The sequence below is a fragment of the Aquirhabdus sp. genome, from assembly GCF_046462495.1.
Classification (GTDB): domain Bacteria; phylum Pseudomonadota; class Gammaproteobacteria; order Pseudomonadales; family Moraxellaceae; genus Aquirhabdus.
This window is the reverse complement of sequence record NZ_JBKGVE010000007.1, coordinates 351,891-365,338: the sequence shown is the minus strand read 5'-3', so window position 1 is coordinate 365,338 and position 13,448 is coordinate 351,891. Positions and strand designations below refer to the sequence as shown.

7 protein-coding genes are annotated in these 13,448 nt (G+C 46.0%); 5 read left to right on the top strand and 2 right to left on the bottom strand.

Annotated features, from left to right (window positions below):
• Window positions 1-36 precede the first annotated feature (36 nt).
• The 5 genes from ACLHG7_RS09735 (at window position 37) to ACLHG7_RS09715 (ending at window position 10,827) form a co-directional block, all read left to right on the top strand.
• Entirely contained in the window at window positions 37-870 is an 834-nt protein-coding gene (locus ACLHG7_RS09735) for a cupin domain-containing carboxymuconolactone decarboxylase family protein (protein ID WP_410210824.1), read from the top strand.
• Window positions 871-964: 94 nt separating this feature from the next.
• Window positions 965-2,020 (top strand): alpha/beta hydrolase, encoded by a 1,056-nt coding sequence (locus ACLHG7_RS09730; RefSeq protein ID WP_410210823.1) that lies wholly within the window; start codon window positions 965-967, stop codon window positions 2,018-2,020.
• A 124-nt stretch (window positions 2,021-2,144) separates the two neighbouring features.
• Complete coding sequence (locus tag ACLHG7_RS09725) at window positions 2,145-3,185, top strand: alpha/beta hydrolase (protein ID WP_410210822.1); 1,041 nt, start codon at window positions 2,145-2,147, stop codon at window positions 3,183-3,185.
• Between the two features lie 644 nt (window positions 3,186-3,829).
• Entirely contained in the window at window positions 3,830-6,898 is a 3,069-nt protein-coding gene (gene drmD / locus ACLHG7_RS09720; RefSeq protein ID WP_410210821.1) for a DISARM system SNF2-like helicase DrmD, read from the top strand.
• On the top strand, window positions 6,898-10,827 hold the full coding sequence (locus tag ACLHG7_RS09715) for a DNA methyltransferase (RefSeq protein WP_410210820.1): 3,930 nt from the start codon (window positions 6,898-6,900) through the stop codon (window positions 10,825-10,827). Before drmD ends, ACLHG7_RS09715 begins: the two co-directional genes overlap by 1 nt.
• Here the strand turns inward: ACLHG7_RS09715 and drmC are convergent.
• Together drmC and drmB are read right to left on the bottom strand one after the other, a co-directional pair.
• Entirely contained in the window at window positions 10,824-11,636 is an 813-nt protein-coding gene (gene drmC, locus ACLHG7_RS09710; protein WP_410210819.1) for a DISARM system phospholipase D-like protein DrmC, read from the bottom strand. The two genes, ACLHG7_RS09715 and drmC, sit on opposite strands and share 4 nt — an antisense overlap.
• Before the next feature lie 9 nt (window positions 11,637-11,645).
• Window positions 11,646-13,445: a DrmB family protein gene (gene drmB, locus ACLHG7_RS09705; protein ID WP_410210818.1), complete on the bottom strand. Its 1,800-nt coding sequence runs from the start codon at window positions 13,443-13,445 to the stop codon at window positions 11,646-11,648.
• Window positions 13,446-13,448: the final 3 nt, after the last annotated feature.

The following is a 13,448-nucleotide window of genomic DNA, read 5'->3' as shown; positions in this document are numbered from 1 at the left end:
TTTCCAATGAAAACCCTACTTACGGTTCTGACAATCATGACACTTACAACCACAGTTTACGCTCAAGCTAACGAAGCCAACGCTGCTTCCAGCTCCAGTAAGCATCCAATCGCTGTAATTTTGCATCAGGCAGATCGGGAGTCGTTTGCGGGTGCCCCTGAGCATTTCACGGGCAAGGTACACGTCGATATGCTTTTCTCACCAACCTCACCGGCTAGAGCATCTGCCGCTTACGTCACGTTCGAACCCGGTGCTCGGACAGACTGGCATGTACATCCGATTGGCCAGACGCTGGTCGTTACTGCTGGAGCTGGCTTGATTCAGTTTTGGGGCGGTCCCGTTCAGCGGATCGTTGCTGGCGACGTTGTCTGGATTCCGGCAGGCCAGAAGCACTGGCACGGAGCGTCATCAGACAGCGCTATGACCCATCTTGCAATACAGGAGCAGCTTGATGGCAAGTCAGTTGACTGGCTGGAAAAAGTGTCCGATGCGCAGTATTCAGGCAAAGAAGAAGAGTCCCTGCCAATAGCAGATCAAACAGATAATGCTTCAACGCCTACACGTGCTCAACAGTTAATGGGCAGTGTGGCACCAAAGCTTGCCGAATTGACCGACAAAGTACTCTTTGGCGATGTGTGGCAACGCCCAGGTCTTTCCAAGCGGGATCGCAGCCTAGTGACAGTCAGCGCCCTAATCGCCATGAACCGTCCAGACCAACTGCGTTCACATCTGATTCTGGCGCGCCAGAACGGTTTGACGGAGACCGAGATCGTTGAGGCGATTACTCAGCTCGCTTTTTATGCCGGTTGGCCTAGTGCAGTCACCGCCGTTTCGGTAGCCAAAGATGTTTTTGAGAAGGATCCACACTGAGAAATCAGACTGAAAAGAGCAACGAACTCTCTATGGCGGTAGCTGTCAAAGCTTATCCGCCTGACATGATCAACCGCAGTACAGGAGCGTTAACATGATGAGCGATACATTAAAAGCTACACTTTTGGCAGCCGCTGTCGGGGTTTCGGCAAGCAATGCCGACGCAGCGGATTATAGGAAAAATCCGTTTACGCTGGTCTATGACGGCGCGATAACCGTGAATGAGCCAGGCAAGGTCAACATCCATCCCGTCACGTACAAGCTCAATGGATTAGATATTTCCGCCAATGTCTACACCCCGGCAAACTATGATCCGCAGAAGAAATACCCTGCTGTAGTCGTGGCACACCCAAATGGCGGGGTGAAGGAGCAAACCGCAGGCTTGTATGCCCAGCACTTGGCAGAACATGGCTATATCACTATCGCAGCCGACGCGGCATATCAAGGTGCAAGTGGTGGCCTCCCGCGGGGTGTCGATAAACCCGCAAACCGCATCGAAGATATTCACGGCATGGCCGATTTCATCGCGCAGTATCCAGGAGTTGATGGGAAACGTTTAGGTTTGCTTGGTATTTGCGGAGGCGGTGGATACTCATTAGCAGCGGCGGAAACCGATAAACGCTTCAAGTCGATTGCTACGGTGAGTATGTTCAACTCGGGACGGGTACGTCGTAATGGCTTTCAGGATTCGCAACTGGACACCATCCAGCAGCGGTTACAACAAGCATCCGATGCTCGTGCTCAGGAGGCTGCTGGTGGAGAAGTACTCTATTCGGGTGACGCCAATCTGACTGATGAGCAGATCGCCAAACTGCCATTCGACCTGTATCGGCAGGGTTATGAATACTATTGGAAGACCCACGCTCATCCCAACTCAACCTTTAAATACACCACGAGCAGCCTGCTGGATCTCATGCGCTTTGACTCCACCAACCAGATTGAATTGATTAATCAGCCGCTACTGATGATCGCTGGTAGTAAGGCCGACACCCTTTACATGAGTGAAGATGCGTTTGCCAAAGCGACCGGCACAAAGGACAAAGAATTGTTCAAGATCGATGGTGCGACGCACATCGAAACCTACTGGGTACCTAAGTATGTGGATGTTGCGATGACCAAGCTGTCAGGGTTTTACACGAGAACTCTGTAACCTGCTGCACCCAGCAGATCTTCCCTGACCCATTGAGAGAATGGGTCGCTTTTCATTGCAATGACCCGTGGTTCGGTCATTGCTCTAGGAGATTTCAATGAAAGTAATCTACAGGAGTTTGATCATGGCGCTTTCGATTGCATCACAGAGCATGGCGGCGTCAGCCGACAATGTACCCCCGCTGATGATTCAGGATCAGGGCAGCTTTGCGGTCGGCGGAACCGTGATCAAGACCCCCGGTAATTTTGATCCGATCAAATTGGGCCCAGAGGGTCAGACGCTACATGGTGATCATGCACATGTGTTCTATCAGATCCCTGTCAATGCTAGGAAACTGCCGTTGGTAATGTGGCATGGTTATGCCGAGTTCATGAATACATGGCAAACGACACCTGACGGTCGTGAAGGCTTCCAGACACTGTTTTTGCGCCGTCGCTTTGCTGTGTACCTGATTGACCAGCCTCGTCGAGGGGGAGCTTCACGGTCAACGGTTGGAACGACTATCACGCCCGTTACCGATGAACAGCGTTGGTTCAACCAGTTCCGCCTTGGCAACTGGCCAAATTTCTATCTAGGCGTACAGTTCTCGCACGACTCCGAGGCATTGAACCAATACTTTCGGCAAATGGTTCCAGACACAGGACCATTCGACGGTAATCTAGCCGTCGAAGGGGTATCGGCGTTGTTCAACAAGATCGGGCCAGGCATTTTAGTTACACACTCACATGCTGGTGGCTTCGGATGGCTCGCCGCCATGAAAAATCCGAACATCAAGGCCGTGGTTTCGTTTGAGCCTGGGAGTGGATTTGTTTTCCCGGAAGGCGAAGTCCCACCAACGATGCCCAGTACAGCAGGCCCTTTGAGTGGTGAAGCTGTGCCGTTGTCGAAATTCCTTAAGCTGACCAAGATTCCGATTGTTGTCTTTTATGGCGACAATATTCCGACGGAACCCAGTGTCATACCCGGACAAGATAACTGGCGCGTGCGGCTAGCCATGGCACGTCTTTGGGTTGACGCCATCAATCGCCACGGCGGTGATGCCACATTGATCCATCTACCTGAAATTGGTATACACGGGAACACGCACTTTCCATTTTCCGACCTCAATAATGTTGAGATTGCTGACCAGATGTCTGCGTTTCTGGCAGAGAAGCATCTTGATTAAGACTCTGCTGCTAGTCATGATCAAGGTCTAAAAGACCGTATTGCAGAAATAGGAGAAACTAGGGCGAATCGCAAAGTTTTGTTGGGTAGGGAACATTGGTCGACTTGTCGTCACAGAAGCCTTTCGGGCCGGTTCTTTGCTTCGCGCGTTGGTCCGTAACAGCTGGACATTCTATTGCTACTTCCCCGCACGCATGTGTGGGAGAGTAATAAAGTATCATACTAAAATCTATATAAGATATTGATTTTATTTGTTTTAAGAGACTCTTTAAAAAAATAAAGTATCATACTGAATCAACTTATTTAGAGTAGCCCATCAAAATTTGAGTAATAAAGTATCATACCAATATAATTATATGAAAATAAATACAATTTATGTTTTTGTGGATACCGGATAAGGTTGAGACAGATCTTAAATTGCGTCGACGTTTAGGAAGTCTTTAGCCAACAGAATTGACCGTAATTGCGCTAAGGCATTTTTAGGAAATTCTACCAGAAAATATTTTTGACTTGTGTTCTTGCCATACAGCATGGTCAAGTCCGAGGCAACTTGCCCATATAAAAAGCCAAGGGCTCATATCTACTACCGTGGGTATAAAGATATAATCAAACTTATCTGTAAAATCAAAATGTGGATCCAACAATATGCCAGATTTAGGGGCAGCGCCAGAGCAGGGACAAATAGTCAAACTGCGCCATAAAATATGGGCAGTCACAGACGTCAATAAAACCAAGATTCAACCAAACCTTGCTATTCACAGGGTTGCCCTTGAATGTCTGAGTGATGATGCGCTTGGGGAGAATATTCAAGTTATATGGGAGCGCGAAATTTTCCCTGCATTGGTCGAATCTACAGCGCTGCCCAATATCACTGCCTACGATGAACCCGAGCTGTTTGATGCTTTTATACGATCACTGCAGTGGAGTGCGAGTTCCTTAGCCGTTGGCGATATACTGCAAGCCCCTTTCAGGGGTGGTGTTCAAATGGAAGAGTATCAGCTAGCTCCGGTCATCCGAGCTATTAATATGCCACGCGTGCGCCTCTTACTAGCGGATGATGTTGGTCTTGGTAAAACCATTGAAGCAGGTCTAGTTACACAAGAGCTGATCCATAGCCATAGGGTAAGTCGTGTCTTGATTGTCTGTCCCGCTCATTTGAAGCTTAAGTGGGTCGATGAGATGGCAGAAAAATTTGGTCTCGAATTTAAAATCATTGATCGGGATTCTGCCCTTAAAATGAGGAAGGAGTATGGCCCTAGCATAAATCCTTGGGCAAGCTTTCCAAGACTTGTTACATCAATCGATTATCTAAAAACAGAACATCCTCGTCGTTTATTTGATGAGTACATTCGACGGAGATTAGAGGAACGCCCTAACAACCGCCCATGGGATCTCCTTATCCTAGACGAAGCCCATAATGCTGCTCCGTCAGGTAAGAAACAATATGTTCGCGACTCTGAACGTACCTCGCTTCTCAGATCGATATCTGAGCAGTTTGAACACAAGATGTTTCTCACCGCAACACCACACAATGGCTACCGCGAAAGTTTCACCGGTTTATTAGAGATTCTGGATAATCTCCGCTTTTCTCGAGGCACTGACCTTGATAAGGCTCAGCTTTCAGCGGTCACCATTCGACGCTTAAAACAGGACATAACCAATCCAGATGGCTCTCATCGTTTTCCGAAGAGAATAATCCTTCCGCGAAATGAAACCGAAGATCCTCAGCTCTATGTTAAGTTAGAGGGAGATGAACAACGCCTTTTTGATTTGCTCAGAATTTATACTGAAAGCCGCTTGGGATCTGTCGATAAGCGCTCTGAACGACCGCTGCAGTTCATACTTACCCTGCTGAAAAAACGGGCGCTGTCTTCACCATTGGCGCTACGTGAAAGCCTCATTGTTCATACGAAAAATACAGGTATTAAAGATGAACTTGGTATTGGTGAGTCTTTGTTCAATAGTTTCGAGCAAAAAGATTCTGAAGAATGGGGCGATGATGAAGAAAAAGAAGATAACTTAGAAGCAGCTACGAGTTCTGCCTCCAAACTCATAAATGATCTAACAGTTGACGAAAAATATTTTCTGCAGGAAATGTTTGAGATCGTTGATAAGCAGGTCTCTCACTATTCCATTAAAGAAGATAGTAAAGCTGCCGCGTTGATTTTCTGGATCAATGACAATTTACGCGAAAAAAATGTGTGGAATGGTGAACGAGTCATCATCTTTACTGAATATAAGCACACATTAAACTATTTAGAGCGCGTACTTGAAAAACATGGATATCTAGATGCTACAAGAACTATTGTTGGCGGAATGAAAGATGGTGATCGTCAGAAAATCAACAATGAATTTCAATCTTCTAACAGCGAAACCAATGTACGAATTTTGCTCGCAACAGATGCTGCATCAGAAGGTGCTGATTTCCAGAAATACTGCCGCAACTTAATTCATTATGAAATTCCATGGAATCCAGTTCGACTAGAACAACGAAATGGACGAGTAGATCGTCATGGTCAAAAGGCGAATGAAGTTCGTATTCATCATTTTGTTTACAAGAATCAGGAAGACTCAGAATTCTTAAAACACATTGTTGATAAAGTAGAAATAATTCGAAATGACCTAGGAAGTGTAAGTTCCTTAATTACTGAAAATGTTCGGCGAAAAGCGCTCGGTGAGGTCATCAATCTGAGTGAAATCGATGAGGACGCACGCAGGAGAATTGCTCGAGAGGAAATGGCCATTGAAGCTGGAGAGAATGAGAGTGTGGCTCAATTGGTTCAGGTTTTGAACAAAGCGCGAAGTGCGCTCGACATATCAGATAGCAATCAATTACAACTATTGGAACAGGCGTTGCAGCTTGAAGGTTGTGTTGATGCCATAAGTCTATTGGGCAACGACGAGTTCATTATTTTGCGTGTGCCAACCGCGTGGACGGAGTGTAAGGCTTATGTTAGTACCTCCTATTTGCAGAAGCGTCTGTCATTTAATCGCACTAAATCAAAAGATGATGACACAGTAGGAATCGCCCATTTAGACCACCCTCTGATGCGAAGAGCTATTTCCACCTTTCGGATTCAGATGTGGGGCGCACAATCATCTAAAAACCGCCTCAACAGAGTGACTATTTCAGAATCCAAGGAAATCTCGTCACCAGCTGTAGTTGTGTGGGGGCGGTTAGTATTACTGGGACCAGAACATAATCGGCTACACGAAGGCTTAGTTCGTTGCCAACTGGCAATTCAAAATGGGGTTCTTACGGAACAGGAAATTATCAGGCCAGAAGATTCGACGATTTTTGCAGGCGATATCACAGGGGTTCAAAAATTAATTACTTCCTATATCGATGCAATTACCGAAAAACTATCTGTCACTGCCGATGCGCTAGCCAAAGCGCTTATTGAAACACTCAAAGAGCGCGGTGAACTCGCCCGCAAACATGCACAAAGCCTAGCAACTGAACGCATCGCTGCTATTAGAAATACAATCAAAGAGTGGCAAAAATGCTCTGCGGATATGCAGATGCAATTTTCCTTTGACGATGAAGAGCAAGATCAGCGAGAGCAGGATTTACTTGCACTTCAGCGAAGGCTCGATCAACTTCAACAAGAACGGGAAACAGAGCCGAAGCGCCAGAAAGATTTATATAAAGTGACAGATCAAAGAATGTATCCCGTTGCTCTGGAAGTTATCCTTCCGAAGGAAATTAACTAATGGCTACTAATAAACGCGTTGCCAATAGACAGCATCGATGGCTTTCTAGTGTAGAAATCACTGGTGTTGTGTTGAGTGAACCTGTGCTAGCTGATGCAGGCAACTTTAGGTCGCTCGACAAGCAAGAGCTAGCCACTTTCAGAAAGCAAAGGGAGATTTGGAACCTACCCAAAGGCATGGTTGAGGGCAATGGACAACCTGGCTGGCTTAACTTTATCCTCGAAGACTTTCTGGGTCTCAAGGACAAAGACTACTGGCAAGTTGGAGCTGCCATTCCAGCTAATATGGTAGTTAACCTGCCAGAGCAACAAGAAAGACTCCGTCCCAGCCGCGTCTTATTAGATGAAGGCAAGCCAATCATGCTGGTATTAGAAGTGCCACGAGAGCAATCATTGGACAAACCTTGGCTACAAAACAAGGGGCGTTGGAAAGCATCGCCTACCACCAAATCTGAGCGGTTGCTGCGTGATACCGGTATCGAGTTGGGTTTGCTTACCAACGGTGAAGCCTGGCGTTTAGTGGTAGCTTCTCCTTCGGAAACCACATCTTGGATGACTTGGACCTCGCAAACATGGAATGATGACCCGCTTACCCTAGCCGCCTTTAAGGATCTACTTGGTGAGTCTCGTTTTTTTGCTGGGCCACGGGATCAAGGCATCCTTGAACTTATCAAACTAAGCCGTCAACGACAAATGGATGTTGCCGATCAACTCGGTAATCAGGTCCGTGAAGCTCTGCAGATTTTGGTTCACGAGTTGGATAGGATAGATGCTGAACTTAGCGGCGATTACCTTCATGGGTACAGCGAGGCCGAAATATTCGAATCCAGTGTCGCCTTTATTATGCGTCTGCTTTTTACTCTGTATGCGGAAGAAAATGGTTTGCTTCCCCACGGCAACGTAAGCTATGACAGAGCATATGGCGTACTACACCTATTAACAGAATTGGAAGAAACCAAGCGACTTGCGCCAGAAAAACTCAAACACTCTTTTGCGGCCTATGCCAGACTGTTAGCTAGTTCCCGCTTATTGCACGATGGCAGCATCGATCAGGACATTCGTATCGCCGCACATGGCGGACAGTTATTTGACCCCAATCGCTATCCACTGTTGGATGGTCGCAACAGAAAAGGAATATGGCCAACCGAAGTCCCAGAGCCACCTAAAGTTAGGGATGCGGTGATTCGGGATATCCTACGGAGTCTAAAATACGCTAAGGCCGATGGGGTGCGCCAATTGGTGAGCTATCGCACTCTCTCTGTTGAACAAATAGGCCATATGTATGAAGGCCTATTAGATCGTCGAGTTACCCGAGCCCCGGCCAATAAAACCCAGCTACTTTTGCAAGGTGGGTCAATGATAGCAGAGCCAGAGCCAATGGACGCCGCAGATTTTGCTGGATTGGATCAGGCCGCGCTGATCAAAGCCATTGCTAAGTACACCAGCAAAACTGCTGGTACCATCAAAAAAGTCCTAGAGCGAGAAGAAGAGCGCCACACGCTCGCCAATCTGGGGACGGACGATACAGAGTTACTGGAGCAAGCCAAGCCAGTTGAACGTTTTCTAAAAGACCTTGGCATTGTACGACCGGGAGGTCTTTATGTTACCCACGGTCAAGATCGCAGATCTAGTGGTGCTCACTATACGCCACCAACACTCACGGAACCAGTCGTGCGCCGGACGCTTGAGCACCAGGTGTATGTAAATATAGAGGGCAAACCTGGATTACTGTTTGAACCTAAACTCATCAAAACACCACAGGAAATATTAAGCCTTAAGGTTTGTGACCCGGCTATGGGTTCTGGAGCCTTCCTGGTGCAGGCTACTCGCTATCTCGCAGAACGACTGGTAGATGCTTGGGAGCGCATATCAGCCGAACAGCCTGATGCCATTTTGACCATGCCTTTTGCTATACCATCAAAAGGTGAGGCAACCGAAAACTTGATGCCAGAATCCCGAGAAGAGCGCATTGTATTTGCGCGTCGTTATGTAGCTGAACGCTGTATTTACGGCGTGGATATGAACCGGTTGGCTGTGGAAATGGCCAAGCTATCACTTTGGTTAACTACCCTATCAACCGATCGCCCTTTTACATTTGTGGATCATGCGCTTAAACATGGAAACTCGCTGATAGGCTTAACTCCAGAACAGATTAGAGAGTTTACCTGGAAGCCCATTACCAATGATTTTGGGCCTTTGTTCGAAAGCCATCCGGAACATGAAATTGTAGAGGTCGAACGGCACAGGGAAGCTATTCATAATATTCCCGACCATGATTTTGTCAGCAAAGAAAAAGAAAATAGACTGGCGGAAGATGCGTTGGACAAAGTTAGGTTGAAGGCAATTCTTGGGATAGCTGCCTTCTTTGATGGAAAGAACACAAAACAGCGTGAAGCTAATCTTATAAATTACCGCTATTGGTTTGACCGATTAGATAAAGATGAGACCGCTCAGCAGGAAGTGAATAAGATCGTTATTAATTTGGGTAGTAGAGGAGATGCGATTATCCCTTTTTGTTGGGAAGCAGAGTTTCCAGAGATTTTTTATAGAAAAAACAAAGGATTCGATGCGCTAATAGGAAATCCTCCTTTCTTGGGTGGAAAGAAAATTAGCACGGTTCTTGGAAAAGACGTGGCTGACTACCTAGACAGATTCAAAAATGGTAAAAAGGGCGCTTGTGATCTTGTCACTTTCTTTCTTATACGATGCGTCTTCGACTTGCTTTGCAAGAAAAATGGTTCAAGCATAGGCTTAATAACTACCAATACAATATCGCAAGGCGATACTCGAGAGCTTGGGCTGCTTCGGGTATTACGTTCAGGATTTAAAATTTACCATGCTACACCATCTATGAAATGGCCAGGTAAAGCCAATGTAACAGTTTCAATTTTACACGTCACGAAAATGCCGTGGGCCGGAAAGATAACATTAGGCCTAGAAAATTGTGATCTTATATCATCGTATTTGGATTCAATACCTTGCAATGAAACTCCTGCCCCTATAATGAAGAATGCGGGTCTTTGTGGAACAGGAGTCTATGTATATGGTGCGGGTTTTGTTTTATCAATAGAAGAGGCAAATGAATTTCTCAACGACCCAGAAAGCAAAAAAGTGATAAAACCCTATTTAGTGGGCGATGATATAAACAACACAAAGGGATCAATTCCAAGTAGATATTGCATTGATTTTGGAGATTTAAATTTTGATGAGGCAAAAAAAATAGAGAAAGCTTTCAATCATATTACAACAACAGTTAAGCCCGAGAGAGACAAATTAAAAGGCCAGATTCATGAAAAAAGGTATTGGGTGCATTGGGATCGTCGTGAAGATTTTTTTAATAAATTGAGAGATAAAGAATTCTACTTTGGAAGATCGCGCGTAAGTAATCTTCATCTTATAGAAAAGATCAAGCAAGATTGGACTCCTTCAGATGCGGTAGTAATATTTGCAACAGATAAGTACGCAATGTTTGGAGTTCTGCAGTCAATATTTCATCAAATTTGGGCAGAAAGATTTTCTACAACAATGAAGAATGATCTCAGATACTCCATTAGTGATTCGTTCGACAATTTCCCTTTTCCGAATAGCAATGAGATGGAGTTAATTGAATATCACTCTAAGGCTTATTACTTAGCAAGAAAACGAATTCTCGATAAGCAAAATTTATCCCTGCGCGAGCTACAAAAAAAGGCCGATGATGAAGCATGTTCTGAAATCTTTGTTCAGGAGTTCCGTGATTTAACCATCACACTGAACAAGCATGTAGCAAAAGCATATGGGTTCGAAAATATAGATTTGGAATTCAGTTTCAGGAATGCTGGGTGGTTGCCACAAAATCCACACTGCTTTACGATTAGTATGCTCACTAGGGATGAAATCATCAAAAGACTACTAGAGCGCCATTCAATGCATATTCTAGGAAAATGCTAATATCCAACAAGTACTTGGTTGCGACATAACAAATCAAAATGCAGAGCAATCCGCTCGCTGGCTTGTCCTTGAGCCCTGACGCCCATTTCCATGTTTCGGTCCAACGCATACATGGTCAAATTGGCCGAAGTCACCAGTGCGTCATGGCGATCTGCTACTAGTACCTTGGCATGCAACTTTAGGTGTTTGTCATCTGCTGGGATTTTCCAAGTCAAAAGCTTCGGCAAAGTAATATCTTTTGGCCAGAGTGTAATTACAGTATCTCTGTTATTCTTGCCATAACCCTTTTCACCCTCGTCCAACACCATAATCACTTTAACACCGCGGGCTACTGCGTTTGCTATTAGCTCTATAATGTCGTTGATGATGCCTTCATTGTCTTCTTTACCAGCCAACCAATAACCTACGACCAAAAGTTCGAATTGGGCGGCCACGATAATGTCCTGAACGACTTGGCGCGTGGCTCTCAAATATGTGCCTTCGACCTTTGGTCCCGTCCATACCACTTCTGTGTGGGTAGCTTCGTTTTCAGTTAACGAGACAATCTCCTTTAATATTGCAAGCTGTAAAGCAAACGCCGAGTTGCTCAAAGTATTGAACTGATCACCCCAACTGCGTATCAGACGTATCAATGCATCTTGAACAGCTGTTCGTCCCGCTGCTAGCTTGGCAATACTTGCTAAACCAGACTGCGAGGTCAGTGTGCCAGCCTCCACCGCAGCAACGATCTCCGTAAAGCCTCCCGCATTAATTAATTGCCGAACATTTTGCGCCAGTTCTTTCGCGGTTTTATCTCTTGTGGCAGGCATGGTCATACCTTATTTGAAATAGGCCATATCGCTATAAGCCATAGTAGGCACCAAAAAGTTTCTTTCCAAAAAACGATTAAAAGCTTCGCATGAGGTCTCGGGTGCTAATAAGCAAGCATGGCAAGCTGCGCCATTAATGGTGGCATGCACGTCGGGTTCATGGTCTGCACAAAGTGGATCGGATGAGCAACGCTTGGCATTTTCAAGAGCGCTATGAATTAAATTGGGGAAGCGTTCTTTAGTACCCAGATCAACCAAACCACCCAAGCTTCCCTCTGAGTCTGCACTGGCGGTATATAACAAAATACCTGCCATTTTGCGCTCTGAATCGTTACTACTGTAAATGCGCTCCCGAACAGATGATTCAGAGTAACCACAATCTAAGGCAAGCTGTCGTATAAGCACATGGGCTAAACTGTGTAACAATACATAGCGTGCCCCAGGGAAATCATCAGCATCGACGCCTCGTTCTAACGCCCATTCTTTGTATTTTCTTTCAATTGCCGCCGCACGTTTTCTTACCTCAGGATTGGCTTCCCATTCAGAGAGGCTTTCTTCTTTTAGTTCGATGAAAATGCCTTCACCACGTACCTCGACCGCTGGTAGCCAGTCTTGGCGTTCCTTGTAAATTGGTGCGCGCGAAGCTCCTATTCCATCGTCATCCATCCCGGAGGCATAGTCAATGCGGGTAAAGCTGGTGAGCGCACGCACTTCCAGAAGCTTTCGGGCAAGGACAATTCGCTCTATTCTGTCTGTTAAAAAATCAGGGACCACGCTTGCTTCTAGGAAAAAATCGGATTGATCGCCTTGGTTACAGCCTTCAATATCTCTAAGGGCATTCCATTCTGGTAGTCGTAAATCAATTTCATCCGTTTCAATTTCTCCCCGCTCTTTTAGCAAGGTCTGCCATATATCCTCTACTTTAAATTCAGCCAAGGTAGGGAACATTTCCATTCCAAGCAGGATTTGCAGTTTTTCTGGCGAATCTATTTTTTCTACCTGATGTTGAGGGCACTTTTTTAGTGCTTGACCAATAGGGCTGGCTGCTTCTTTGATAGACAGGGCACTGCGAACTAGCGGAAACCATCCATTAGTAGCGCCTCGCTGTATGGCTCGCACTTGGCCAATATGCTTACACTCGTGAGGGTCTTTATTTTTAATACCTAGCCATGGACGTTTACGAGAACACTCACCCAACACCAAACTACGATTTTCACCAAAAGCATCACTCACGTTACGCTTAGCATCACAAGCGCAATAGATCCATATATCGGACACGGATCCAGTAGTACCGGAATAGACTAAACGCATGCGTTTTTTACAAGGATTGCTGGCATCCCTGTGAACGTAGGTACGCCATGGAAAGTCATCAATATGGCCGCTTGGGCATGCGACGACAAATGGGGCTGGTATTGTAGGTGCTCGGTATCTACCTCGTCCTTTACAACTAGGCGCTTTGCATTCCATTTCCTGAGTTTTCTCGTTGTACTCAACCAATTCTTCGCCTGGTTCGGACAATGTTGCACACTCAGGGTGGGTGCAGACCTGATAACGAGGAAATAGAAAAGTGGGTACAGTTCCTCCCTTGGTAGAGTAATTACCACTGGAAGGTTCGGCGGAAAAGAAGCGCTTCACCTTCAGGGCTCGCTGCAAGCGCGGCTCATGAATGACTTGATCTTCGTCCAACCGCCAGCCATCAATGCCCGCAACTATGACCGATAAGGTTTGCAGATCAACAATGGCGCCCGGGCCAAAAGTTGTTATCACTTGACTGGGCCGAACGTTGCCAATCGCTCTTTTACTGGACATCCG